The sequence below is a fragment of the Sinomonas sp. genome (genome assembly GCF_051955515.1).
Classification (GTDB): Bacteria; Actinomycetota; Actinomycetes; order Actinomycetales; family Micrococcaceae; genus Sinomonas.
In genome coordinates, this window is record NZ_JBQCGQ010000181.1 from 19,237 (window position 1) to 44,286 (window position 25,050).

General features: G+C 69.4%; 24 protein-coding genes. 8 read left to right on the plus strand and 16 right to left on the minus strand.

What is annotated here, in order from left to right; translation table 11 throughout:
- Nucleotides 1-31: 31 nt before the first annotated feature.
- Nucleotides 32-1,030, plus strand: a complete 999-nt coding sequence (locus ACTHL9_RS10225; RefSeq protein ID WP_440518845.1) for a DUF389 domain-containing protein — start codon at nucleotides 32-34, stop codon at nucleotides 1,028-1,030.
- Between the two features lie 153 nt (nucleotides 1,031-1,183).
- On the opposite strand, the gene groL is transcribed toward ACTHL9_RS10225, so the two are convergent.
- The 3 genes from groL to ACTHL9_RS10240 all read right to left on the minus strand — a co-directional run bounded on the left by groL (nucleotide 1,184) and on the right by ACTHL9_RS10240 (nucleotide 3,730).
- A complete protein-coding gene (gene groL, locus ACTHL9_RS10230; RefSeq protein WP_440518847.1) occupies nucleotides 1,184-2,791 on the minus strand; it encodes a chaperonin GroEL in 1,608 nt (535 codons plus the stop codon).
- Between the two features lie 80 nt (nucleotides 2,792-2,871).
- The gene (gene groES, locus ACTHL9_RS10235; RefSeq protein ID WP_043120020.1) at nucleotides 2,872-3,168 is read right to left on the minus strand and encodes a co-chaperone GroES; all 297 of its coding nucleotides are present in this window, start codon (nucleotides 3,166-3,168) and stop codon (nucleotides 2,872-2,874) included.
- A 196-nt stretch (nucleotides 3,169-3,364) separates the two neighbouring features.
- A complete protein-coding gene (locus ACTHL9_RS10240; protein ID WP_440518849.1) occupies nucleotides 3,365-3,730 on the minus strand; it encodes a hypothetical protein in 366 nt (121 codons plus the stop codon).
- Between the two features lie 66 nt (nucleotides 3,731-3,796).
- Here ACTHL9_RS10240 and ACTHL9_RS10245 point away from each other — a divergent pair, with 66 nt between their 5' ends.
- The gene (locus tag ACTHL9_RS10245) at nucleotides 3,797-5,032 is read left to right on the plus strand and encodes a THUMP-like domain-containing protein (RefSeq protein WP_440518850.1); all 1,236 of its coding nucleotides are present in this window, start codon (nucleotides 3,797-3,799) and stop codon (nucleotides 5,030-5,032) included.
- On the opposite strand, the gene ACTHL9_RS10250 is transcribed toward ACTHL9_RS10245, so the two are convergent.
- Entirely contained in the window at nucleotides 5,029-5,859 is an 831-nt protein-coding gene (locus ACTHL9_RS10250) for a shikimate 5-dehydrogenase (protein WP_440518851.1), read from the minus strand. The two genes, ACTHL9_RS10245 and ACTHL9_RS10250, sit on opposite strands and share 4 nt — an antisense overlap.
- Before the next feature lie 80 nt (nucleotides 5,860-5,939).
- On the opposite strand from ACTHL9_RS10250, the gene ACTHL9_RS10255 reads away from it, so the two are divergent.
- The gene (locus ACTHL9_RS10255) at nucleotides 5,940-7,580 is read left to right on the plus strand and encodes an acyl-CoA dehydrogenase family protein (RefSeq protein WP_440518853.1); all 1,641 of its coding nucleotides are present in this window, start codon (nucleotides 5,940-5,942) and stop codon (nucleotides 7,578-7,580) included.
- Between the two features lie 156 nt (nucleotides 7,581-7,736).
- Here ACTHL9_RS10255 and ACTHL9_RS10260 read toward each other — a convergent pair whose 3' ends face one another.
- Nucleotides 7,737-8,189, minus strand: a complete 453-nt coding sequence (locus ACTHL9_RS10260) for an endonuclease domain-containing protein (RefSeq protein WP_440518855.1) — start codon at nucleotides 8,187-8,189, stop codon at nucleotides 7,737-7,739.
- A gap of 834 nt (nucleotides 8,190-9,023) precedes the next feature.
- Between ACTHL9_RS10260 and ACTHL9_RS10265 the strand changes: the two genes are divergently transcribed.
- The gene (locus tag ACTHL9_RS10265) at nucleotides 9,024-10,169 is read left to right on the plus strand and encodes a glutamate--cysteine ligase (RefSeq protein WP_440518857.1); all 1,146 of its coding nucleotides are present in this window, start codon (nucleotides 9,024-9,026) and stop codon (nucleotides 10,167-10,169) included.
- The gene (locus ACTHL9_RS10270) at nucleotides 10,166-10,354 is read left to right on the plus strand and encodes a hypothetical protein (RefSeq protein ID WP_440518858.1); all 189 of its coding nucleotides are present in this window, start codon (nucleotides 10,166-10,168) and stop codon (nucleotides 10,352-10,354) included. The genes ACTHL9_RS10265 and ACTHL9_RS10270 overlap by 4 nt, the downstream gene beginning before the upstream one ends.
- A gap of 71 nt (nucleotides 10,355-10,425) precedes the next feature.
- Here the strand turns inward: ACTHL9_RS10270 and tsaD are convergent, their stop codons facing one another.
- The 5 genes from tsaD to alr are packed head-to-tail and all read right to left on the minus strand — an operon-like array spanning nucleotide 10,426 to nucleotide 14,555.
- Complete coding sequence (gene tsaD / locus ACTHL9_RS10275) at nucleotides 10,426-11,499, minus strand: tRNA (adenosine(37)-N6)-threonylcarbamoyltransferase complex transferase subunit TsaD (protein ID WP_440518860.1); 1,074 nt, start codon at nucleotides 11,497-11,499, stop codon at nucleotides 10,426-10,428.
- Nucleotides 11,496-12,014: a ribosomal protein S18-alanine N-acetyltransferase gene (gene rimI, locus ACTHL9_RS10280; protein WP_440518861.1), complete on the minus strand. Its 519-nt coding sequence runs from the start codon at nucleotides 12,012-12,014 to the stop codon at nucleotides 11,496-11,498. The genes tsaD and rimI overlap by 4 nt, the downstream gene beginning before the upstream one ends.
- Entirely contained in the window at nucleotides 12,014-12,697 is a 684-nt protein-coding gene (gene tsaB / locus ACTHL9_RS10285; protein ID WP_440518862.1) for a tRNA (adenosine(37)-N6)-threonylcarbamoyltransferase complex dimerization subunit type 1 TsaB, read from the minus strand. The genes rimI and tsaB overlap by 1 nt, the downstream gene beginning before the upstream one ends.
- Complete coding sequence (gene tsaE / locus ACTHL9_RS10290) at nucleotides 12,694-13,338, minus strand: tRNA (adenosine(37)-N6)-threonylcarbamoyltransferase complex ATPase subunit type 1 TsaE (protein ID WP_440518863.1); 645 nt, start codon at nucleotides 13,336-13,338, stop codon at nucleotides 12,694-12,696. Before tsaE ends, tsaB begins: the two co-directional genes overlap by 4 nt.
- Complete coding sequence (gene alr / locus ACTHL9_RS10295; RefSeq protein WP_440518864.1) at nucleotides 13,335-14,555, minus strand: alanine racemase; 1,221 nt, start codon at nucleotides 14,553-14,555, stop codon at nucleotides 13,335-13,337. The genes tsaE and alr overlap by 4 nt, the downstream gene beginning before the upstream one ends.
- A gap of 111 nt (nucleotides 14,556-14,666) precedes the next feature.
- Between alr and mshA the strand changes: the two genes are divergently transcribed.
- From mshA to ACTHL9_RS10310, 3 genes are all read left to right on the plus strand, one after another.
- Nucleotides 14,667-15,890: a D-inositol-3-phosphate glycosyltransferase gene (gene mshA, locus ACTHL9_RS10300; protein ID WP_440518883.1), complete on the plus strand. Its 1,224-nt coding sequence runs from the start codon at nucleotides 14,667-14,669 to the stop codon at nucleotides 15,888-15,890.
- Nucleotides 15,891-15,895: 5 nt separating this feature from the next.
- The gene (locus ACTHL9_RS10305; protein WP_440518866.1) at nucleotides 15,896-17,581 is read left to right on the plus strand and encodes a formate--tetrahydrofolate ligase; all 1,686 of its coding nucleotides are present in this window, start codon (nucleotides 15,896-15,898) and stop codon (nucleotides 17,579-17,581) included.
- Between the two features lie 182 nt (nucleotides 17,582-17,763).
- On the plus strand, nucleotides 17,764-18,501 hold the full coding sequence (locus ACTHL9_RS10310; RefSeq protein WP_440518867.1) for a MerR family transcriptional regulator: 738 nt from the start codon (nucleotides 17,764-17,766) through the stop codon (nucleotides 18,499-18,501).
- Here the strand turns inward: ACTHL9_RS10310 and ACTHL9_RS10315 are convergent.
- The 6 genes from ACTHL9_RS10315 to ACTHL9_RS10340 all read right to left on the minus strand — a co-directional run.
- Nucleotides 18,422-19,903, minus strand: a complete 1,482-nt coding sequence (locus ACTHL9_RS10315) for an FAD-binding oxidoreductase (RefSeq protein ID WP_440518868.1) — start codon at nucleotides 19,901-19,903, stop codon at nucleotides 18,422-18,424. The genes ACTHL9_RS10310 and ACTHL9_RS10315 overlap by 80 nt on opposite strands.
- A gap of 162 nt (nucleotides 19,904-20,065) precedes the next feature.
- On the minus strand, nucleotides 20,066-20,791 hold the full coding sequence (locus tag ACTHL9_RS10320; RefSeq protein ID WP_440518870.1) for a maleate cis-trans isomerase family protein: 726 nt from the start codon (nucleotides 20,789-20,791) through the stop codon (nucleotides 20,066-20,068).
- 2 nt (nucleotides 20,792-20,793) lie between these two features.
- A complete protein-coding gene (locus ACTHL9_RS10325) occupies nucleotides 20,794-22,257 on the minus strand; it encodes an amidohydrolase family protein (RefSeq protein WP_440518872.1) in 1,464 nt (487 codons plus the stop codon).
- On the minus strand, nucleotides 22,257-23,069 hold the full coding sequence (locus ACTHL9_RS10330) for an aspartate/glutamate racemase family protein (RefSeq protein ID WP_440518874.1): 813 nt from the start codon (nucleotides 23,067-23,069) through the stop codon (nucleotides 22,257-22,259). The genes ACTHL9_RS10325 and ACTHL9_RS10330 overlap by 1 nt, the downstream gene beginning before the upstream one ends.
- Nucleotides 23,070-23,100: 31 nt before the next feature.
- On the minus strand, nucleotides 23,101-23,748 hold the full coding sequence (locus tag ACTHL9_RS10335) for a GntR family transcriptional regulator (RefSeq protein WP_440518875.1): 648 nt from the start codon (nucleotides 23,746-23,748) through the stop codon (nucleotides 23,101-23,103).
- Between the two features lie 111 nt (nucleotides 23,749-23,859).
- The coding region (locus tag ACTHL9_RS10340) for an MFS transporter (protein ID WP_440518877.1) at nucleotides 23,860-25,050 on the minus strand (1,191 nt) is incomplete at its 5' end.

Genomic DNA, 25,050 nt, shown 5'->3' on the forward strand with positions numbered 1-25,050 from the left:
GTGTATGTTGTGAATGGCGTGAATCCCCCGTATGAACTCCACAGAAAAGGATCGGCGTCCCATGATGGTGATCCGCGTCCGTACCGCAACGGAGTTGACGGCCGAGGTCCTCAGCTTGTGCAGGGGCGAACCGGGCGTGGCAGAAGTCGCCGTCTACCCGAAGGCCTCCACGGAGCCGCCGGGCGACATCGTCGTGATCCACGCGGCGCGCGAGTCCGTCGGGCAGCTCCTCGACCAGCTCAAGGTCCTGGGGGTGCCGGATGAGGGAACCGTGACGGTATGGACTCCCGATTTGGCTGTCGGAAAGGCCGTCGAGGACGCCGAGGAGGCGGCTCCCGGCGATAGTGCGGACGCCGTGATCTGGGACGAGCTCGAGCAGCGTACTGGCTCGGATTCGCGCCTCACATGGCAGTTCCTCGCGTTCCTCGTCGCCGCAACTCATCTCGCGGGAATCGGAATTGTGACGAATTCCTCGATCGCCATTGTCGGTGCCATGGTCGTCGGGCCGGAGTTCGGGCCCCTCGCCGCCCTCGCGTACGCGCTCGTGGAACGGCGTTGGCGGCTCGCCCGGCAAGCCGCCCTCGCCCTGCTCGTCGGCTTCCCCATCGCGATGGCGAGCGTGGCCCTGGCGGCGGCCGTCAGCGTTCCACTCGGCCTCTACACGCCGGAGACCGCAAAGACCGTAGACTCCGCCGTCGAATTCATCTACCACCCTGGCCCATATTCGTTCATCGTTGCGGTCATCGCCGGGGCCGTCGGAATGATCTCGCTCATCGGCAACAAGTCGGCCGTGCTCGTGGGGGTCTTCATCTCCGTCACCACGGTGCCCGCTGCAGGGTACGTCGCCGTCGCGCTCGTTCTGGGCGAGCAGGCGAGAGCCGCCGGCTCAGCGCTGCAGCTCTCGCTCAATCTCGCAGGGATCGTGACCGCGGGAATCGTCGTCCTGCTCGTGTACCGCACGCTGACCCCCAAGGGAAGAGACATCCGGTCCGCTGGCCGGCCGAGATCCGGTCTCGGGCGCCGCAGCTAGGCGAGGGCAGCCGGCACGGTTGTCCCGCGGCGAACCTGCCCTAGTGTTCATCCGCCACCGCTTGCGGCCCGTGCCGCCAAAAAAAGTTGCGCCGTCACCTCTGCTGGGTGCGGAACCCTGCAGAGGTGACGGCGCAACCGGGGGCTGGCGCTCCTAGTGGCTGTGGCCTGCGTGGTCCTCGTCGGAGGGCTTGTCCGCCACGAGCGTCTCGGTCGTGAGGACGAGAGCCGCGATGGATGCCGCGTTGCGCAGAGCCGAGCGGGTCACCTTGACCGGGTCGATGACACCGGCCGCGATAAGGTCCTCGTACTCGCCCGTCTTCGCGTTGAAGCCGTGGTTCACCTCGGCCTCTTCGACCCGAGCGGCCACGACGTGGCCGTCGAAGCCGGCGTTCTGCGCGATCCAGCGCAGCGGCTGGACGAGCGCGCGGCGCACGATCCCCACGCCGACGGCGGACTCGCCGGAGAGCGCCTTGACCGTCTCGTCCTCCTCGAGGGCGCGCACGGCGTGGACGAGGGCGGAGCCGCCACCGGCCACGATGCCCTCCTCGAGGGCGGCACGGGTCGAGGACACGGCGTCCTCAATGCGGTGCTTCTTCTCCTTGAGCTCCACCTCGGTGGCCGCGCCGACCTTGATGACGCCGATGCCACCGGCGAGCTTGGCGAGGCGCTCCTGGAGCTTCTCACGGTCCCAGTCCGAATCGGTCCGGGTGAGCTCAGCGCGGAGCTGCGCAACCCGAGCGGCAACATCCTCTGCAGAACCGGCGCCGTCGACGATCGTCGTCGTGTCCTTGGTCACGGTGATGCGGCGCGCCGTGCCCAGCTGCTCAAGGCCGACCTGGTCGAGGCTCAGGCCGACCTCCGGGGAGATGACCTGGGCGCCCGTGAGGGTCGCGATGTCCTGGAGCATGGCCTTGCGGCGGTCGCCGAAGCCAGGAGCCTTGACCGCGACGGCGTTGAGCGTGCCGCGAATCTTGTTGACGATCAGCGTGGACAGGGCCTCGCCCTCGATGTCCTCGGCGATGATGAAGAGCGGCTTCGACGCCTGGAGCGTCTTCTCGAGGAGCGGGAGGAAGTCCTGCAGCGAGGAGATCTTGCCCTGGTTGATGAGGATCAGGGCGTCCTCGAGGACAGCTTCCTGACGCTCGGCATCGGTCACGAAGTACGGCGACAGGTAGCCCTTGTCGAACTGCATGCCCTCGGTGAGCACGAGCTCGGTCTGCGTCGTCGAGGACTCCTCGATCGTGATGACGCCGTCCTGGCCGACCTTCTCGAAGGCCTCGGCGAGGAGCTCGCCGATCTCGTCCGACTGGGCCGAGATGGCGGCCACGTTGGCCACCTGCTTGCCCGAGACCTCCTGGGCATTCTCGCCGAGGCGGGTCGCGACGGCCTCGACGGCCGCCTCGATGCCGCGCTTGATCTCACCCGGGGCAGCGCCGGCGGCCACGTTGCGGAGGCCCTCCTTGACGAGCGCCTGGGCGAGCACGGTCGCGGTCGTGGTGCCGTCGCCGGCGACATCATTCGTCTTGGTGGCGACTTCCTTGGCGAGCTGGGCGCCAAGGTTCTCGTAGGGATCGTCGAGCTCGACCTCACGGGCGATGGTCACGCCATCGTTCGTGATGGTCGGCGCGCCCCACTTCTTGTCAAGGACGACGTTGCGGCCACGCGGGCCGAGGGTCACCTTGACGGTGTCGGCGAGCTTGTCGACGCCGGCCTCGAGTGCCTTGCGGGCGTCCTGATTGAATGCGAGCTGCTTTGCCATTCGCTTCTCCTTGGGTCCAAGGGAAGCACCCCGGCCGCGTCGACCGGGGTGCTGCCGTTGAAGTCCTGCTCGGCGCGGACTTACTTGACGACGATGGCGAGGACGTCGCGGGCCGAGAGTACGAGGTACTCGGAGCCGCCCGTCTTGACCTCGGTGCCGCCGTACTTCGAGTAGAGGACAACGTCGCCGACAGTCACATCGACGGGGACGCGGTTGCCGTTGTCGTCAACGCGGCCGGGGCCGACAGCGACAACTTCGCCTTCCTGCGGCTTCTCCTTGGCGGTGTCCGGGATCACGAGGCCCGAAGCGGTGGTCTGCTCCGCTTCGAGCGGCTTGACGACAATACGGTCCTCGAGGGGCTTGATGGAGACCGACACGGATCTCTCCTTTTCATGAACGGGTCACGGAAATCCTCAGCCGGGCATGCAACCGTCGTCGCGGGTGCCGGAGCGTGCCTGGACAGTTAGCACTCACACATGACGAGTGCTACCCATGACTCTATTGAGCGGCTGGCACTCGGTCAAGGCGAGTGCCAAGTGAGGGCCCGTGTCGCGGTGAATATTCCCCGGCGGGCTATTCGCCGGCGAGCTCGTCGAAGCTCAGGTCGTCGCCGTCGTCGCCCCCGCGCGAGCGGTTGAAGTACATGACGAGGAGTGAGCCCACGAGGAAGACCCCGCCCACCACGAGGCCAACGATGGCGGCGATCTTGCCACCGAGGTACTGGTCCCGGAGCGCCTGGGCCTCGGGAGTCGAGTCGTCGATGCTCTTGCCGCCCACCGAGTACACGGTGGCGGTAAAGGCATCGAGGCCGAGGACCACGAGGAGGAGGACCGCCGAGACGACTGCGACAACGATGCCGAGAATGAGCAAGGGTCGGGTGTAGCGGGAGAAATCCCCGTGGCTGGCGGTCGGCGAAGCATCTGCTGGCGTCGTCTCCATGCCTCCACCATAACCAGATTCGCGGCTCCCGGCGGGCGCCATGCGGCCGTGAACTAGGCTTGATCCATGCCCCAGGACCCCTCCGCCTCCGAGCAGCTCGCGCCCCTGCTCACCGCCGAAGGGTGGGCCCTCCTCAACTCGCTTGGCCCGTATCGCGAGGAGGACGCCCTGGCCATCAGCGCCCGGCTGCGCAAGGCCGGCCACTCCCCCGAGCTCGTCTCCGCCGTGCTGAGCCAGGCACGCCTCCGCGTCAAGGCGGAGGCCAAGTTCGGCGAGTTCTCGGGCCACATGCTCTTCACGCGGGCGGGACTCGAGCAGGCCACGCGGCTCAGCGTCGCCGCCCGCCACGCGCGCCGCTTCGTCGACGCCGGCGTCCGCCACGTCGCGGATCTCGGCTGTGGCCTGGGCGCGGACGCCATGGCGATGGCCTCCCTCGATCTGGAAGTGACCGCTGTCGAACTCGATGAGACGACCGCGGCCTGCGCCACCATCAACCTCATGCCCTTCCCCCAGGCGCGCGTCGTCCACGCGGATGCCCAGTCGGTCCCGCTCGAGGGGATCGACGGCGTGTGGCTGGATCCCGCGCGGCGCACGACGACGACGTCCGGCACCACACGCCTGTGGGACCCCGAGGACTTCTCCCCGCCGCTGAGCTTCGCGTCGGGGCTCGCCGACGAAGGCCTGCCCGTCGGGGTCAAGCTCGGGCCCGGGATCCCGCACGCTTCCGTGCCAGACGGGTGCGAGGCACAGTGGGTCTCGGTCGAGGGTGACGTCACCGAGGTCGCCCTGTACTTCAACGCGCTCAAGCGCCCCACCATTCGTCGCGCGGCCCTCGTGCTCGCCGACGATTCGGTGGCGGAGCTCGTCGCGGAAACCGACTTCGGCGAAGGCGTGCAGCCCGAGCTCGGACCGCTCGAGGGCTTCCTCTACGAGCCGGACGGAGCCGTGATCCGCTCGGGCCTCGTCGCCGAGCTCGCGGACCGCTTGGGCGGGCACCTGCTCGATCCGCACATCGCCTACATCTGCGCCCCGGACCTCGTTTCGACCCCCTTCGCCCGCGCCTACAAGGTTCTCGACGTGCGCCACTACAACGTGCGGGCGCTGCGCCAGTGGGTTCGCGACGAGGGCATCACCACGCTCGACATCAAGAAGCGCGGCGTGGCCGTTGCGCCCGATGAGCTCCGCAAGCTGCTCATGGCCGGCCTCGGCAAGCCGGCGCGAAAGGCGCCGCACAAGCGGGCAACCCTCGTGCTGACACGGATCGGCGAGGACCGGGTGGCCGCTGTCGTCGAGCCCGCCTAGCCAGCGCGCATGAACTCCTCCGCCGCGCGCACCTGCTCGTCGGTGGGCCGAATGCCTGTGTAGAGCACGAACTGCTCCAGCGCCTGGATCGTCATGACCTCCGCGCCGCTGATCACCGGCTTCCCCGCGGCGCGCGCCGCGATGATGAGTGGCGTCTCGGCGGGGAGGGCGACGACGTCGAACACCAGGCGCGCTGCTCCAACCGCCTCACGGGGAAAGGACAGCGAGTCGGCCTCAGGGCCGCCGGCCATGCCGATGGGCGTGACGTTGACCAGGACGTCGGCGACGCTGTCTCCAAGCTCGGCCTGCCAGCCGAAGCCGTACAGTTCGGCAAGAGCCCGGCCACTCGTCTCGTTGCGGGCCACAATCGTCACATTCCGGAACCCGGCGTCACGGAACGCGGCCGCGGTGGCCTTGGCCATCCCGCCGGAGCCCCGGAGGAGCACCGACGAGTCGGGCCGCAGGCCATCGCGGTCCGCGGTGCGCTGGATGAGCTGCTCGATCGCCGCGTAGTCCGTGTTGTATGCCGTGAGGACCCCGCCGTCGTTGACGATCGTGTTGACCGAGTCGATGGCCTTCGCCGAGGCGTCCATGCCGTCCACGAGGGCGATGACGTCCTCCTTGTAGGGCATCGAGACGGCGCAGCCGCGGATGCCGAGCCCCCGCACGCCAGCGATGGCCTGCTCGAGATTCGTGGGGGCGAAAGCCTTGTAGATCCAGTTGAGGCCCAGCGCTTCGTACAGGAAGTTGTGGAAGCGCGTCCCGTTGTTGCTCGGGCGGGCCGAGAGCGAGATGCAGAGGGTCATGTCTTTGTTGAGGATCGGCACAGGACAAGGCTAATCGGGTTGCCACGAGCTCTTGCCCCCGGACTCTGGCTGGCTCGAGGCGCCGGGTGTGCAATGGACCCATGGCGGGCTCCTCGACGAATCAGGTTCCTCCGCGGGTCGGGGTCGACGAGTTCTCCGCGAACGCGGCCCTCGTCGACGGCGTCCGCCGGTACGGCGCCGGATGGGCGTCGGGGGCCCTGGCAGCCGTCGGGCGGCTCGTCGGGTCCGCGGAGTTCCACGAGCAGGCTCGGCTCGCGAACCTGCACCCTCCGTTGCTTCACGCCCTCGATCGGTACGGCGAGCGCCAAGACGAAGTCGAGTACCACCCCTCGTATCACCGCGTGCTCGGCGACGCGATCGCGCACGGGGCCCACACGTCGTCGTGGGCGGACCCCAGACCTGGGGCCCACGTGGCGCGCGCTGCCGCCTTCATGCTGTTCGCGCAGATCGAGCCTGGACATGCGTGCCCTGTCTCGATGACGCACGCCGCCGTGCCCGCCTTGGCCCGAGAGAACGCCGTCGGCCGCTCTTGGCTGCCGCTGCTCTACGGCACGGGCTACGATCCGCGGCTCGTCCGCCCCGCCGAGAAGCCGGGCGTGCTCGTGGGGATGGCCATGACGGAGCGCCAAGGCGGTTCCGACGTGAGGGCCAACACGACCAGGGCAGTCGACACGGGCGACGGCACAGCGCGAATCACCGGCCAGAAGTGGTTCTGCTCGGCGCCGATGAGCGACGCGTTCCTGGTGCTCGCCCAGGAGTCCGCGGGCCTCTCGTGCTTCCTGGTCCCCCGAGTTCTCGACGACGGCACCAAGAACACGTTCCGCATCGTGCGGCTCAAGTCGAAGCTGGGCAATCGGTCCAACGCGTCCGCCGAGGTGGAGTTCGAGGACACGCTCGGATGGCGGATCGACGAGCCTGGACGGGGCGTGCGGGCCATCATCGAGATGGTCCACGAGACCAGGATCGACTGCGTCCTCGGGAGCGCGGCGGGTATGCGACAAGCGGTGACAGAGGCCGTGTGGCACGCCCGCCACCGCCGGGCCTTCGGACGGCTGCTGATCGACCAGCCAGCCATGGCCGCCGTCCTCGCCGACCTCGCGATCGAAGCCGAGGCCGCCACCGCGCTCGGCCTGCGGCTCGCCGCGACGGACGACGGCGGCACACCGCAGGGCCCGCACGCCGCCTCCCGCGAGCGGAGCTTCGCGCGGCTCGCGACCGCCGTCGGAAAGTTCTGGGTCTGCAAGCGCGGGCCAGGACATGCCGCCGAGGCGCTCGAGTGCCTGGGCGGCAACGGCTACACGGAGGACTTTCCACTCGCACTGCGGTATCGCGAGCAGCCCGTCATGGCGATTTGGGAGGGCTCGGGCAACGTCGTGGCCCTCGACGTCCTGCGGACCCTCGCTCGCGAGCCCTCGTCGGCCGAAGCCCTCGCGGACGAGCTCGAGACCCAGCGCGGCGTCGACCCGACGCTCGACCGCCAGCTTGGCCGGGCCCTGTCCCTCCTCTCCGATGCCGTGCACGAGCCGGAGGAGGCGCAGCCGTGGGCCCGCCGCCTCGCCGAGGAACTCGCCCTGGCGCTCCAGGCCGTCCTGCTCGTGGGGCACGCGCCATCGTCCGTCGCGGAGGCCTTCGTCGCGGCCCGGCTCGGCGAACAGCGGGCGCTCGGCTACGGGTGCCTTCCGGACAAGGCCGACGTGAAGGCCATCCTGGACAGGGTCTAGGGGGCGCCCTCCCCCGCACGGGGCGCCCTTCCCGCACGGGGCGCCCTTCCCGCACGGGGCGCCCTTCCCCGCACTTCCGTGCGGGGTCCGGCGCGGAAGTGCGGGCCCGGCGCGGAAGTGCGGGCCCGGCGCGGGACTGCCTTCGTCACCGGAGGGTCAGGCCGCCGCCTCGAAGACGGCTGCAAGACGCTCCGCCACGAGGTCGGGGCGCTCCAGATCAGCCGATGTGAGCCGGATGACGCGCCATCCGAGATCCATGAGCGCAGTCTCGCGCCGCCGCTCCAGGAGGAGCGCCTCTGCCGTGGGGCGGTAGTCGTAATACTTCCCGCGTCCGTCGAATTCGAGGATGACCTTGATGCGCGGCCACGCGTAGTCGGCACGGAAGATGCCAAAGGGCGTCCCAATGCAATGTTGGACCTCGGGCGGTTCGACGCCGAGCCGCGAGAGAAGGAATCGGGTGCGCGTCTCGCCCGCGGACTCGGCACGACCGTCCAGCAACCCCAGCAAGCGAGCGGCCCGCACGCTGCCACGAATGATCGGCGAAGACTGAAGGGAGGCCGTGAGATCGCCAAGTGCCAAGCCCGAATGCAGGGCGCTGTCTCCGATCACGGCTGCCTCCTCCGGATGATAGGCGCGAGCACAATCGAGCACCGTGCGGACTGGAGAGGTGGCAAGAACCTCCCGGCCACCGCGCGTCCGCACTCGGACCGTCTCATCCTCGCCAAGCGCTGCCCTGTGCCCCACAGCATCTGCGCCATGGCTGGCTCCGGAATCCGCACTCGTCAGAACGTGGACCTGAGATCCAACGTTCCAGGTCGCGAATCCATGAAGACGAGCCGCCGAGGCGTGGCTGTACACGGGATTGCCCTGCGAACCAGCAGCGTGAGCGTCGATGCGATAGTCATCTTGGTCCCACGGGCTCAGCTGCGCCCATGACGATGACACTGCATAGGCCCCTCGGCGCACCCTGAGGAGCACGCCGGCACGTACACACGCGGTGAGCACGCGATCATCGAGACCCACAGCTTTCAGTTCCGCTGTCGAGGCGATGAGTCGCCCGGGCCACCGCCCCGCAACGATTTCGAGCGCTACTCGAGGTTCCATAGCGCTATCGTGCTCGATCGTGGCGGGCTTCGGCCCTCGTGGAATGCCCTATGTGGAAAACTCCGGCCGCATGGGACGCGAGGGAGAGGAACGCCGTCGGACGCCCTTCCCCGCAGGAGGCGCCCTACCCCGCACTTCCGCGCCGGACCCGGCGCGGAGGTGCGGATCCGGCGCGGAAGTGCGGACCCGGCGCGGAAATGGGGGCCGGGCGTGACGGACGCCTCCCCCCTCGCCCGGGGTTCCCGGCTCGGTGGATAGCACCCCTGCCCTAGACTGGGCACGTTCTGTACGGATGCTGCCGGCCTGGCCGGAGCCTGAGCTCCAGAAGCGGGGGCGGACATGGAGATCGACTTCGCTGCCTCCAGGCAGTCCACGATCGGAATGGAATGGGAGCTCGCGCTCGTGGATCGCCACGACGGTGAGCTCGTCTCGGCGGCCCCTGAAGTCATGCGGCGCGTCGCGGAGGAACACCCTGAGCTGAATGCCGACTGCCCGCGAGTCCACCAGGAACTCCTGCTGAACACGGTCGAGATCGTCACGGACGTCCATGAGACCGTCGGAGAGACGAAGGCGGACCTCGCGCGGACCATGAGCGCCGTCCGTGGCATCACGGACCACATCGGGGTGGAGCTTTTCTCTGCCGGCAGCCACCCGTTCAGCCAGCCTCGGCTCCAGCCCGTCACCGACAAGGAGCGGTACGCGAAGCTCATCGACCGGACCCAATGGTGGGGCCGGCAGATGGTGATCTACGGCGTCCACGTGCATGTTGGCCTCGACCGCCGGGAGAAGGCCATGCCGGTCCTCGACGCGCTGGTCAACTACTTCCCCCACTTTCAGGCGCTGTCCGCCTCGAGCCCCTACTGGGGCGGCGAGGACACGGGGTACGCCTCCCAGCGGGCGCTCATGTTCCAGCAGCTCCCGACTGCTGGGCTGCCGTTCCAGTTCCCCGACTGGAAGGGCTTCGAGCGCTACGTGGACGACATGCTGACCACCGGCGTCATCGACATCATCAGCGAGATCCGCTGGGACATCCGGCCCGTGCCACGCCTCGGCACGATTGAGATGCGCGTGTGCGACGGACTCTCCACCCTCGAGGAGGTCGGCGCGATCGGGGCGCTCACGCAGTGCCTCGTCGAGGAGGCGTCCCGGATCCTCGACGACGGCGGGACGATCCCCACCATGCCGCCCTGGCACGTCCAGGAAAACAAGTGGCGTGCTGCCCGCTACGGGCTCGACGCGATCATCATCCTCGACGCTGCCGGGAACGAGAAGCTCGTCACCGAGCATCTCGCCGAGACCCTCGAGCGGCTGGAGCCGGTCGCGCGAGACCTCGGCTGCGAGCGGGAGCTGCGCGACATCGAGGGCATCGTCCGCAGGGGCGCCGGCTATCAGAGGCAGCGCCGCACGGCGGAGGCCCATGGAGGCAACCTGCGCCAGGTCGTCCTCGAAGAGGCGCGGCTCATGCGGGAGGGCCACGGCGCGTGAGCGAGCGTCCCGCACGACGGCGCCGCTCCCCTGGGCGTCTCGTGTTCGTCCTCGCTGTGGTCGCCGTCGTCCTGGCGGTGACGTCGCACGCGCAGGCGGCGCTCGCCGTCGTCGTGCTTGCGGTTCTCTATGCCGGCGTCGAAGCGGTCATCGCGTGGCGGCGCAGGCGCGCTACGGACTCCTAATCCCGCTCCTCATCACGTTGCGCCGTCAGATCTACACGGTAAACGTGACGGCGGAACGGGGGGCGGAAGGATCAGGCGCAGACGGTCGTCACCGGGAGCGACGAGTCGGGCGCGAACGCGAGGTCGCTCGGCGACCCGCCGTCCATGATCACCCGCGCGGCGAGGGCCGCGACCATCGCGCCGTTGTCTGTGCAGAGCGAGAACGGCGGCACGGCCAGCGAGATGCCGGCCTCGGCGCAGCGCTCGGCGGTCAGTTCGCGGAGGCGCGAGTTCGCGGCAACTCCCCCGCCGAGCAGGAGATTCCGGATCCCGTGCTCGCGGCAGGCGAGCACGGCCTTGGAAGTCACCACGTCCACGACGGCCTCTTGGAAGGACGCCGCAATGTCCGCCACCGGGACGGGCTTCCCGGCCGCCTCATGCTGCTCGACGCAGCGGGCGACGGCGGTCTTGAGGCCCGAGAACGACCAGTCGTAGCGGTGCGGCCCGGGTGCCTCGGCGCTTCCCATGTACTTGGGCTGGGTGAGTCCGCGCGGGAACCTGAAAGCGCCGGGGTTGCCGGTGGGCGCAATCCGGTCGATGGCGGGCCCTCCGGGGTAGCCGAGCCCGAGGAGTCGGGCCACTTTGTCGTAGGCCTCGCCGGCGGCGTCGTCGATCGTCGAGCCGAGCAGCTCGACGTCGGCAGCGATGTTCCGGACACGCAGGATCTCGGTATGGCCCCCGGAGACCAGCAGGGCACCGAGGTCGTCGGGCAGCGAGCCGCCGTAGACGCCGTCGTCGAGCAAGCCCACGCCGACGTGCGCCACGAGGTGGTTGATGGCGTAGAGCGGCTTGCCTGTCGCGACCGCGAGGGCCTTCGCGGCGCACACGCCGACCATGAGCGCGCCGGCGAGGCCTGGCCCCGACGTGACGGCGAGCGCATCGACCTCGGCGAGCGTGACCCCGGCGGTGTCGAGGGCCTCCTTCAGCGTGGGCACGATCGCATCGAGGTGCGCGCGCGAGGCGATCTCGGGAATCACTCCCCCGAAGCGCACGTGCTCGTCCATCGAGGACGACACCGTGTTGGCGAGCAGCGTTGTGCCCCGCACAATGCCGACCCCGGTCTCATCGCAGGAGGATTCGATCCCCAGAACGAGGGGCTCCTTCACTTGTCTCCCTCCCCCGGCCGCGTGAGCGGCAGCTGCATGATGAGCGCATTCACCCCGTCGCGGTAGTAGCGCCGTCGCGTGTGGATGTGCACGAAGCCGAAGCGACGGTACAGGGCCTGTGCCCGCGGATTGTCTTCCCTCACCTCGAGCAGCACGTCCCGAGCCCCGCGCCGGGCAGCTTCCGCGATGAGCTCCGTGAGCACGGCCGAGCCGATGCCACGCCCCTCACGCTCGGGGACGACCGCGATCGTCTGGACGTCCGCGATCGGTGGGACGCACATGACTCCGGCGTACCCGATGATCCGCGCCGCACCGCCGTCCACGCTCTCGTCGAGTTCCCCGCTGGCCTCTTCGACCACGTAGTAGCGCCGCGTCTGCGGCTGCGAGAGCTCGTCCCGGAACATCTGGGCTGGCCACGCATCAGCCGGGAACAGCGATCGCTCGAGTGCGTGCACGGCGGGGACGTCGTGCACGGTCATGTCGCGGAGCCGCACGCCCTGAGGGAGTTGAGCCATTACAGCGCCCGCTTCCGCGGCCCGGGCACCTGCGCGTCCGATTCCCGCAGGTAGCGGGGCGCCGTGTCGAGGAGTTCCTCGCCGCGCGCCAGGCGTGCGACGGCGGCGAGGCCGAGCGAGGCGGCTGTCGGCTGAGCGTGGTCGAACGAGGGCATGACGACGGCGCCCGCCTCCGTGAGCCTGTCCCGATAGATCCCTGCCCCGGCGCCGTAGATGGGGAGCGGCGGCAGCGCGTCGGGGTACGCGACATGCGGGCCGTCCAGGAGGAGGCCCGACGCCGAATACCTCGCCCAGTAGACCTCGCGGCGCCGCGCGTCGGTGGCCACGAGGAAATCGGACGACGGCGCCGCTGCGGCCAGGACGTCCCAGGCCATCGCGTCGAGGCTCATGAGTCCCGACAGCGGCGTGCCCCATGCGAAGGCCAGAGCACGGGCCGTCGCGATGCCCGAGCGGAGGCCGGTGAACGGACCCGGGCCGACGCCCACCACGACGCGGTCCACATCCGCCCCGCCGAGCTCCTGCTCCACAAGGAGGGCCCGCACACCGGGGGCCAGAACCTCCGCGTGCGACTTGGTGTCCTCCGTGGCGAACTGGGCAAGCACCGCCGCGTCCGAGCCGTCCTCGTGCCATCGGATGATCGCGGCCGAGGCGATGGCGGAAGTGTCGATGACGAGCAGGATCATCGCCCGCCTCCCGTCGGAAGCTCGGCGGCCTCAGATCCGGGCAGGGCGGGCGGCGCGGCCCAGCGCGGCCCAAAGCCGCGGACGACGACGAAACGCGGCTCGTCGTCGTCGTACTCTTCGTCGACGCTCGCCTCGCTGCCTTCGGGATCGAAGTCGACCTGCGGGTCAGCGCTCACCGAACCGCCCGACACGGGAAGGGGCCCCCGCTCGAGCTCGATGTCGAGCCAGGACTCGGCCAGGTGCTCGACCCGCCCGCGCCCCCATTCCACCACCGTGACGGACGTGTCGGTCCAGTTCTCGAGGTCGAGGTCGTCGATCTCGCCCTCGCCCTCGAGACGGTAGGCGTCCACGTGGACGAGATCCGGGCCGCCGGGCCGCGGGCCGTCTGGCAGGTTGGGGTGGATCCGCACGAGGACGAAGGTCGGCGAGATCACCCCGGCGCGAACGCCGAGCCCCGCACCGAGGCCCTGGGTGAAGGTCGTCTTCCCGGCACCGAGGCTTCCCGTGAGGACCACAAGGTCGCCGGCTTCGAGGATCCTGCCGAGGGCTGCACCGAGGTCTTGCGTCTCGGCCGCCGTCGTGGGCCGCGCTCGGAGCACCCACAGCGGCTCCGGCGCGGAAGCGTTCCCGCCTCCGCTCACGCGACCCCTCCGGCATGCGTCGCCACGGCCTGCTCCGCGGACTCCGTCTGGAGGGCCGGACGCGAGTCGACGTGGATGCGGGGAACCCGCTGGCTGATGCGAGTGACGATCTCGTAGTTGATCGTGTTCGCGGCGCGAGCCCAGTCATCGGCGGTCGGTCCGCCGCCGTCACCCGTGCCGAACAGGACGGCCTCGCTGCCCGCGATGGCCCCGACGTCTGCTGCGGGCCCGAGGTCCACGACCATCTGGTCCATCGCCACTCGGCCCACCACGCGGTAGGTCGTCCCGGCGATCCGTACCGGCCCCCCGTTGGACGTCCGCGGGATGCCGTCGGCGTAGCCCAGCGGAATGAGCCCGAGGGCGCTCTCCCCCGGCGTCCTGTACGTGAGGCCGTAGCTCACGCCTTGGCCGGCGGGCACGCGCTTGGCCTGGGAGACGAGCGTGCGCAGCGTCATGGCTGGGCGCAGCCCGAGGTCATGGGCGGATTGGTCCGGGAAGGGCGAGAGCCCGTAGATCGAGATCCCCGCGCGGACCAGGTCGAAGTGGGTGTCCGGGCGGGAGAAGATCGCGGGCGAGTTCGCGATGTGCCGCACCTCGAGATCGCACCCGGCGTCCTCGGCGAGCGCGACAGCGTCGCGGAACACCTCGAGCTGGACGTCCGTCTCGGGCCGGTCCGGCTCGTCGGCAACGGCAAGGTGGCTGAAGACGCCCACGACCCGCAGGAGGCCCGCGTCCTGATACTCGGTGGCCTCGTCGAGGACCTGCTCCCAGCGGTCCGGCGTGACGCCGTTACGGCCGAGCCCGGTATCGATCTTGAGGTGGACTCGTGCCGGGCGCTGCTGCTCCCGGGCGGCGTCGACGATGCGGCCCAGCTCCCAGCCGGAGCAGCCGAGGTCCACGCCGGCCCCCACCGCGGCGGAGAAGTTGCTGTCCGCGGTGTGCAGCCACGCAAGGGTTGGCGCCTCGATGCCCGCGGCCCGCAGCGTGAGTGCCTCGCTGATGTGGGCGACACCGAGCCACGCCGCGCCAGCTTCCAAAGCCGCGCGCGCAACGGGCACTGCGCCGTGACCGTAGGCGTCCGCCTTCACCACTGCCATCACGCGGGCCGGCTCCGCGACCGTCCGCACGACGCGGACGTTGTGGCGGATGGCCTCGAGGTCGACGACGGCGGCGCGCTCAGGAAGGCGCGCTGTTGCTGGGTCGGGGGTGGAAGTCACGCCGGACAGTCTACCGGCGGCCCTGCAACAACCTGCGACCACGCTGCAGGGGCACCGCCCGGAAACCGTAGCCTTGTATGCGTGCAGCACCCCGAGCAGAACAGTGTGGCGATGATCAGCCTCCACACGTCGCCCCTCGAACAGCCCGGTGCCGGCGATGCCGGGGGGATGAACGTCTATATCAGCCACCTCGCCCGCGCGTTGGCCGCCGACGGGCTCACGGTCGAGATCTTCACGCGGGCCACCGATCCCTCGCAGCCCGACACCGTCCTGCTTGCTCCGGGCGTCACCGTCCACCACATCGAGGCCGGGCCTCGCCGCCGCCTCGCCAAGGAACAGATGCCCCCGATCGCGGAGGAGTTCGCCGACCGGCTGCTGCAGCGGATGGAGGGGGCGGCCCTGCCGCGGGTCGTCCACAGCCATTACTGGGTCTCGGGCCTCGCCGGGCTGCGGGCGGCCGTCCAGTGGGACGTCCCCCTCGTCCACACCATGCACACGATGGCGCGCGTCAAGAACCGCCACCTCGCGATCGGCGACGTCCCCGAGCCCACGTGGCGGGAACGGGGCGAGCAGCTGATCGCGGACAACGCTGCGCGGTTCACCGCCAATACCGCCGCGGAAAGGGACGAACTCGTGAAGCACTACGGAGCGGATGAGGACCGCATCGACGTGGTGAGCCCGGGGGTGGACCTGGACATTTTCCGGCCCGCGTTCCGGTCCCGATCGCGCGTGGCCTCGGGAGTCCCCGCATCGACGTTCCACGTCCTCTTCGCGGGCCGCCTCCAGCGGCTCAAGGGCCCGCAGGTTCTCGTCGCAGCGGCGGGCGAGCTGCGCCGTCGTCGTCCGGACATCCCGCTTGAGGTGAGCATCATCGGGGCGCCGAGCGGCTCTCTGGGCCTCGATCTCGATGCGCTCGCACAGGAGGAGGGCCTTGGGAGCGTGGTGCACCGCCTCCCGCCCGTGCCGGCCGGGGTGCTGGCCGAGTGGTTCCGTTCGGCGGACGTCGTCGCGATGCCGAGCTTCTCGGAGTCGTTCGGGCTCGTGGCGCTCGAGGCCCAGGCCTGCGGAACGCCCGTGGTCGCCGCCCGGGTTGGCGGGCTGCCGCGCGCTGTCTCGGACGGGCGGACCGGCTTCCTCGTGGACGGCCACGACCCCGTCGAATGGGCGGACGTCCTCGAGCAGCTCTACGACGACCCCGCCACCCGCGTGGACCTCGGACGTGCCGCCTCGATCTACGCGCAGCGGTTCGGCTGGGAGCAGACCGCCGAGGCCACGCGGGCCGCCTACCGTCGCGCGGTTCGGACTCACGCGGTGGTGCATCCGGCGGTAGGGTGAGGCGCATGAGCGCCACGGCAGCGACGCCCAGCGATCTCGACATCGCACGGGCCGCCACCCTCCGCCCCATCGAGGAGATCGCCGCGTCCGCCGGCATCCCGGCCGAGGCGCTCGAGCTGTACGGCCGCTACAAGGCGAAGGTCGACGTGGGCCGCCTCCCTTCCGCGCTCGGGCGCGGCAAGGTGGTGCTCGTCTCCGCGATGTCGCCGACGGCGGCCGGGGAGGGAAAGTCAACCCTGACGGTGGGCCTCGCCGACTCCCTGGCCCGGGCGGGCAAGCGCACGATGGTGGCGATCCGCGAGCCGAGCCTGGGGCCCGTGCTCGGCATGAAGGGCGGCGCGACCGGCGGGGGCCGCTCGCAGGTCCTCCCGATGGACGACATCAACCTCCATTTCACCGGAGACTTCCACGCGATCACGAGCGCCAACAACGCACTCTGCGCGCTGGTCGACAACCACATCTTCCAAGGCAACGAGCTGGGCATCGACCCGCGGAGGATCACGTTCCGGCGGGTCATGGACATGAACGACCGCAGCCTGAGGGAGATCGTGGTGGGCCTCGGCGGTCCCGCGCAGGGAGTCCCTCGGCAGGACGGCTTCGACATCACGGTCGCGTCCGAGGTCATGGCCGTGTTCTGCCTTGCGTCCTCGGCCACGGACCTCACCGAACGGCTCGGGCGGATCACCTTCGGCTACACCTACGGCCGGAAGCCCGTGACCGTTGCCGACCTCGGGGCGCAGGGTGTCATGGCGATGCTTCTGAAGGACGCGATCAAGCCGAACCTCGTCCAAACGCTCGCGGGGACGCCCGCCCTCGTCCACGGAGGCCCCTTCGCGAATATCGCGCACGGCTGCAATTCCGTGATCGCGACGACGACCGCGCGCCGCCTCGCCGAGATCGTCGTGACGGAGGCGGGATTCGGGGCCGACTTGGGCGCCGAGAAGTTCGTGGACATCAAGGCGAGGTGCGCGGATGTCGCGCCCTCTGCCGTCGTCCTCGTGGCCACGGTTCGCGCGCTCAAGCTCCACGGCGGCGTGCCGGCGGACCGCCTCGGCGAGCCCGACGTCGCGGCCCTCGAGCGCGGCACGGCGAACCTCGCCCGGCACATCGCCACCGTCCGCAAGCTCGGCCTGGATCCCGTGATCGCCGTGAATCGCTTCACGACGGACACCGCCGAGGAGCTCGATGCACTCCTCGTCTGGTGCGCAACAACCGGGGTCCGGGCAGCTGTCGCCGACGTCTGGGCACGCGGCGGAGGGGGCGACGGCGGGGACGACCTCGCGCGGAACGTCCTCGCCGCGCTCGACGAGCCCGGGACCTGCGCCCCTCTCTACTCGCTCGAGGTTCCCCTCGACGAGAAGATCCGGACAATCGTCCGCGAGGTCTACGGCGGGGCGGACGTGGAATTCTCGGACAGCGCCCGGAAGCAGTTCGCCCAGATCCGCGAGAATGGATGGGAGTATCTGCCGGTCTGCATGGCCAAGACCCAATACTCGTTCTCCGACGACGCCTCGCTCCTCGGCGCCCCTGAGGGCTTCACCGTGCATGTACGGGAATTGCGGCCCCGCACGGGAGCAGGCTTCATTGTGGCCGTGACGGGCTCGCTCATGACGATGCCCGGTCTGCCGAAGCATCCGGGTGCCCTCAAGATGGGGCTCGATGAGGATGGGCGCCCGGTAGGCCTCTTCTGATCTGACGGGCTCTTCTGATCAGGCGTGAGCCGAGGGAACGCCCCCCATCTGCAGCGCTCCCTCGGTCAAAGCTTGGCCCCCCGTCCGGGGATGAAGATACACGGGCTATCCTTGCTTCCGCCATACGGATAAATTCAGCTCATTCTGCTATCCAATGCCTGCAGATCATGATGGGGGAAGGCATGCGGCTCCAGGAGCTCAGCGAGATCACACGGATGCCGATCGCGAGCATCAAGTACTACCTGCGCGAGGGGATCGTGCCTGCGGGGCGGCTCGTCACCGCCACACGGGCCCAGTACGACGACGGCCACGTGAGGCGGATCCGCACGATCCAGACGCTGCGCAATGTCAACGGCCTGAGGGTCGAACAGATCCGCGCCATCGTGGGGCTCGTCGACAGGGGCGCAAGCCGCGTCGAGATCATGAAGGCCCTTCAGCGCGAGGTGCAGGCGCTCGGCGAACCCGTTCCGGGGCGCACGGAGGAGGGGAACGCCGTCGTGCGCCTGCGGGGGTGGCCGGATGTCCCCACTGCCGCACGCGGCGCCCTCGATGACCATCTCGAGGAGATGGCCAGGCTCGGCGTCCCGCTGCCGGAGGACGCACTCGAGGTCTACAGCCGCGCGGTTGACCTCATCGCGCACGTGGACGTCGGCGACGCCGCCTCCGCGGCGGATCTCGATACCCTCGTGACGAAGGCCGCCGCGGGCATGCACATGCACTCGCAGCTGGTTCTGCGGCTCCTGGCCCTCGCGCAGGCCAGCCGCTCGATTGCCCTTTACGGTCCTGCGCCCGGGCCGCACACCGCTCACAGGGTGGCGGGTGCGGCCCCGGTAGGGGTGCCTACGCCGTCGGCGCAGCCTCCGGCGGCGCGCCCTCAGGCGGAACCGGCTTCGCGGCGGTCGTCCCCTCCCGTGGAGTGACGACGGCGGTCTCCCCCGCCGGGAGCGCGGTCGGCTTGATGTTCTGGTTCACGTGGAAGAAGTTCTCCGGATCGTATTTCGCCTTGACCTGCGCCAGCCGCGCGTAGTTCACCGAATAGTTGTCCTCGATCCGGGATTGATCGTCGGCGTCCTGGAAGTTGATGTACCCGCCGGGCTCCGCATACTCGTGCAGGGCCGACCAATAATCGCGCACCCAGGCGATATTGACGGCGTTGTCGGCCGGGTCTGGCCATTGCCCGGCGATGGCGGGCGCGAATTGGACGTCCCGGTACGGGAAGGCCGTGGCGTCCCTGGCAACACGGTGGACGGCGCCATTGATCGGGTAATAGTGATTGGCCGAATGCACGCTTGGAATTCCGGGGGCGAATTGGACCGCCACCCGCAGCGCGTCATCGCTCAGGGTCCGAAGGAAATCAGCCTTCCAATACCCCTGCAGCCCCGGGACACCGCTCAGTCCGTCGAACATGACGTTGAGTGCCGGATACGGCATGGGAGAGAACATCGATCCGAGCACGGGAGCGGAGTCCAGGATGGGCTGCCAGTGCGCCGGCCCTTCGTCGACGTCGCCCGTCCACATGCCTGCAACCACTGCCACCGGCCTGCTGTGCCATTCCTCCGGCAGGAACGGCACCGGCGGGCCCTGATGGAAGCCGAAGAAGGCGCCCATCTCCTCCGGCTGGGAGGCGATCCAATCCCTGTACACGGCTCCGACCTCGGCGCCGCGGGCGGCGTCGAAGAAGATGATGCCCACGTGGACCATGTCCACGCGGTGCACCCGGAACTCGAACGACGTCACGACCCCGAAGTTGCCGCTTCCCCCGCGCAGGGCCCAGAACAGATCCTCGTTCTCGGTCTCGCTCGCTGTGACGAAGGTGCCGTCGGCGAGAACGACATCCGCCGAAAGGAGGTTGTCGCACGCGCGCCCGTACTTCCGCGCCAGATATCCGATTCCCCCGCCCAACGTCAGGCCGGCGACGCCTGTCGAACCGATGATCCCGCCCGTGCTCGCAAGGCCGAAGGCGTGCGTGGCATGGTTGTAGTCCGCCCACGTCGCCCCCGCCTCCGCCCGGGCCGTCCTCGCGGCCGGGTCCACGCGGACTCCTCGGAGGGCCGAGAAATCGAGGACCAGGCCGTCGTCGACCGTTCCAAAGCCCGGCGCGCTGTGCCCGCCACCGCGCAGAGCGACGTCGATGCCCAGGCCGCGGGCAAACCGCACCGCCGCCAGGACGTCGGCGACCTGTGAGACCCGCAGGATCGCCGCGGGACGTCGGTCGACCATGCCGTTGTAGACGCGGCGGCCCGCGTCGTAGTCGGGGTCTCCTTCTTCGATGACCTGGCCGCGAACCTGCTCGCGGAGCACATCGAATCGCTCGGTGCCCATGACCGCTCCAAGGGGATGTTCCGAGACCAGAATGGGGGGCCGCCCCGATACAGTGCCCAGCCAGGGCGGGCCCGATGACCCCTTCGGTCTACGCCTGGGCCGTGATGGCGTCAAGGGCGCACGGCCGGAACCTGTGCCCTTGACGCCTGCCGTTGGGCAAGGTCACGCGAGGAGCTTGCCCCAGCGCGAATCCAGAAGGGGCGCCCCGGCGAGCTGCAGGCACCGCCACAGGGTCACAGCGACCGAATCAAGGGCAGGAACGCCGGTTCGGGCCTCGATCTCCGCGACGATGGGGGCTCCATAGAGGTTTGTGCACAGGTAGACGAGCGCGTCCGGACGCCCGGCTGCGAGTTCGAGCGATCCGGGGACGAGCTCGTCTGGGGCCACCCTCCCGAACGACTCGTTGTCGCTCAGCCCGAGGGCGCGGTGGGCAGCGACTCGGATCCCTTCGGTCGCATACCGCTCAACAATTTCCTCATTGACGTCGTCGGTGTAGGGCGTCACGAGGCTGACCGAGCTGATGCCGAACTCCCGGAACGCGTCGAAGTAGGCGAGGGTCGAGGTCGTCGCCGGGATTCCGGTGGCCGCGGTGATCTCGTCCACGATCTCGCGGTCGTGGTCCAGGCCCAGCCAAGAGCCCGAGGTGCCGTTCCAGGCGATCACGTCGACATCCGCCATCGCCAGGAGCTGGGCGGCGCGACGCATTCCCTCGACGTCGAACTGGCGGTCAGAACCTGCGTCGAGCGCGATCCGCGTGACGGCGATCCGTGTCGAGTGCAGGGTAACGTCTTCGCGGTCCGCCAGAATCCGATAGCTCATCGGCTCGAGGCACGTGTTGGACGACGGGACGATCATCCCGAGACGCGCGGGGCGTGTCGAGTGCACCATGGTCAAGCGCCCTTCCCTGTCGTTGCCAGCGGGCCTGTCGCGACAAGCGAGGCGACAGCGGGAGGCGGCGCGGCCGCGGCCTCCCGATAGCCGGCTCGGGGGATGAAGCGGCCCACGGGACCGGGATCATGGAAGCCGTCCTCGTCGAGGACCACCCGTCCGCCGGAAATCACCACGCGGGGCCACCCGCGGAGCTCCCGGCCCTCGAACGGCGAGAAGTCAGTACCCATGTGGAGCGCGGCGCCGCTGACTGTCCGAAGCTCAGCGGGGTCGAACACCACGAGGTCGGCGTCGTAGCCCGGCGCGATCATTCCCTTGCTCGAGAGCCCGTTGATCCGCGACGGGACAGCGGAGAACAGGTCAGCGAACCGCTCGAGCAGCCCCTCGTCATCCCCGGTCCACGCAGCAGCCAGGGCTGTGAACGCCACCGGCATGCGTGTCTCCACCCCCGGCAGGCCATGCGGCATCTCGCGCAGGTCGTCCCTCCGCTCGCGCTTCTGAGAGAGGTCGTAGCACGAGTGGTCGCTCGAGACCGTGTGCACTGCCCCATCCGCAACCCGCTCGCGCAGCGCGGCGACGGTCTCCGGCGAGCGCATCGGCGGGCAGCAGGCGAACCACTCGGGGTATCGCGACGAGTACACGCCGTCGTCGAGCAGGAGGTAGTGGGGGCAGGTTTCGGAGTGGATCGAAAGTCCCCGTCGGCGCGCGCGGGTCACGAGGTCGACGGCGCCGGGCGTGGACTGGTGGACGAAGTACACGGGCGCCCGCGTGTACTCGGCCATGGCGAGGACCTCCCGCACCGATGCCTCCTCGGCGAGCTCGGGGCGAGTCTTGTGGAGGTGCTCGATCCCGATCTCCCCTGCCTCGGCGTGCGCCTGGGTGCAGTCGACGACCATCGCGTCGTGCTCGGCGTGCACATAGGTGAGCCCGTCGAGCCGCACCATCTCGCGCATCACTTTGAGCACGGTGTCGTTGTCCGCCATGGTCGAGCCGCGGTTCGTCATGTAGAGCTTGACCGAGCGGATGCCGCGCTCGGCGAGCTCCTCGAGCTGCGCCGGGACGGTTTCGTCCCACGTGATCACCGAGGCGTGGAGGGCGACGTCGCAGCGTGCCTCCCGCGCGAGGGCCAGCTTGTTCATGGCTGCCTCGAGCGGGGTCTCGGTCGCGTCGCGGGGGATGCCGAAGTCGAGGATCGTCGTGGTACCGCCCCAGAGGGCGGCGGTCGACGTCACGGCGTAGTCGTCGAGCGTCCGGAAGCGCCCGGTCACCTGCGCCACGTGGCAGTGGGCGTCGACCCCACCGGGTATCACCGCCCGCCCCGCGGCGTCGATGATCCGCGCGGCTGTCGGGACCGCCTCGGTGGCGTCCACGATCTCGGCGACGCGGCCGCCGTCGACCACAATGTGCGCGGGCCGGCTGCCCGAGGCGTTGACAACGAGGCCGTTCGCGATGACCAGATCGACCATTAGAGCGCACCTCCTTCCGCGGCGAGCATCGCGCTCGGGCGGCCAGCGAACTGGGCCGCGTCGAGGGCGGCATCGAGAGCAGGCGACAGACCCGCGCGGCGCTTGGGCGGCGGTGCGGCGAACGATCCCGCTCGGTGCACCCCGCTGTCGAGGCCCACCACAGCTTCGGCCAGCCGAACCCCTGCGGCGATCCCGTCGACGACGGGCACCGGGATTTCTGAGGCGACGTCTCGCGCCAGGCCTGCGAGCGGCGCACCGGCGAGGATGACGACGTCGGCCCCGTCCTCGGCAACGGCGAGCCGGGCCAGCTCGATCAAGGTCGGCCGAAAGTCATCCTGGACCGTGCCGATCCCGCGGAGGGCTTCCTTGATGGAACGGATCGAAGCGAGGCGGGAGCCGAAGCCGAAGCGCTCGACGCATTCGCGGTACCACGCCGTGATCCGATCGGAGATCGCGATGATCGAGAAGCGGTGACCTTGAAGCGCCGCGGCGCAAAGGGCGGCTTCCGTGATGCCGAGAACTGGAACGTCGACGAGTTCCTTGAGCGCCGGCATTCCCGGGTCGCCGAAGGCAGCGACAATGACGCCTTCGATCCGATGGGCTCCGTGGCCGTCCGCGCAGTGCTCGGCAATGACCTCTGCCACAGCCCCGGCAGCGACGAGGGATTCGAAACGCGTCTCGATGTATTCGACGCCGTGCGGGGCCGTACGCACGACGAGTTCGGTGCTCGGCGCCGCCGACCGCTCCGCCTCGGCTCGGATCAGTTCAGTGACGTCATCGCTGATGTTCGGATTGACGACGAGAAGTCTCATAGGTGATTCCTTTTGCGTCCAGCAAGAAGGGCTAGACGGTGTCGGGGTATTGCTCTCTGTACTTGCCAATGTGATGGGCTGACTGCCCGGCAGCCCGCTCTGGGTCCCCGCTCGCGATCGCCGCCAACAGGTCACGATGCTCCTGGACCAGTTCCGGAAGATCTGTGACATGCCGGAAGAGCCAATGCATGCGTCCCTGAAGCGGCTCAAGCGCGGTCCGCAGGAAGCCGTTGTCGGCGATCCGGGTGACCTCATCGTGGAACTCGCTGTTCTCGCGGTGCGCCTCGTTGATGCTCCCCCGCGCCAGGGCGTCTGTGGCGCGGTCGAGGAGCGCCTCGAGCCGCTCGATGTCCTCGGGCGTGGCCCGCTGCGCTGCGAGGCGGCATGCCAGGACCTCGAGGGAGAGCCGGACGTCGAACAGATCATCCACGTCCTTCTCGCTGAGCCCGGCAACGACCGATCCACGGGAGGCACGCTCCGCGAGGAGCCCTTCCTGGGCCAGCATCCGCAGCGCTTCCCGCACCGGGAGCCGGGAGACGTTGAACTCGGAGGCGAGGTCGCGTTCGATGAGCCGGGTTCCGGGCGCGTAATGCCCCTCGAAGATGCGGGAGCGCAGCGTGTCCCGGATGACCTCGCGCAGCGGTCGTTCGCGCTGTGACTCCTCGGCGGGCTGTGCCATGATTCCCTCTCGGGTCGGGCTGCGACGGTGTGCAGCGATGCGGTCCTGGTCCATTCGACCATGCAGACGGGAGCGGGCGCCGACCGGCTGTCGGCACCCGCCGATGAGGGGCTACACGGGAAGCCGCTTGCTGTAGTCGAGGGTCAGAACGGCGAGGCCCATGATGATCGCCGAGCCGACGAAGTACAGCAGCGCCCACGTGTATCCGCCCGTGGCGCCCACGATGAAGCCGACCACTATCGGGGTCACGAAGCCCGCGATGTTGCCGCTCAAGTTCATGGCTCCTCCGAGCACACCGGCGTTGGTCCGCCCGCCAAGCGTAGCGGGCACCGCCCAGAAGAGGCCGACCCACCGGAGGAAGAACAGCACCACCGCGAGGAGCACGACGGCGGTGATCGCGTCGCCGACGATGGTCACCCCGACGAGGCCACCGGTCACGATGAGGCTCGAGACGCCGAGGAGCGACCGCATGACGAGGTTCGCCCCGTGGCCCTTGGCCCGGAGTCGGTCGGCGAGAGTTCCCCCGATGATCTCGCCGACGAAGCCGGCTCCGAAGATCACGAAGGTCGACCAGCCGATGGTGTTCAGGTTGAAGCCCTTGGCCTGCGCGAGATACAGCGGCCCCCAGGTGAGCAGGCCGTAGAACACGCCGTTGAAGCCGAGCCAGCCGAAGCACATGGCCCAGAACGAACGGAACCTGAGGTACGGCAGGAGTCCGCGGCGGGACGTGCTGCCCGTGGCCTGTGCGGCCTCGTCCTCGGCACGGTGGGAGGCCTCGATGTAATCTGCCTCGGCCTCGTTCACAGCACGGTGCCGGCGCGGGTTGTCGCGCACGTACCACCAGATGAGCGCGCCGAGCATGACGGTCGCGATGCCCGCCACGATGAACGCGACGCGCCATCCACCCGCGGCCGCGATCAGCCACGTGATGAGGATGCCGCCGACGCCCGCGCCGAGCGGCGCACCCGCGTCGAGGATCGTGGCACCGCGTCCGCGCTCCTTTGAGTGCATCCAGAGGGCATTGAGCTTGCCGCCCGCGGGCATGACGCCGGCTTCCGTGATGCCGATGCCCATACGGGCGATGAACATGCTGAGGAAGCTGCCCGCCAGCCCAGAGGCGGCAGTTGCCGCGCCCCAGCCGATGCAGGATGCCGTCACGACCTTGCGGGGGCCGAATCGGTCGATGAGCCAGCCCACTGGAACCTGCATGAGGGCGTAGGTCCAGAAGAAGGCGGAGAGCAGGAGCCCCACGAGCTCGGGAGTGAGGTTGAACTCCTTCTGGATGATCGGCAGGGCCACCGA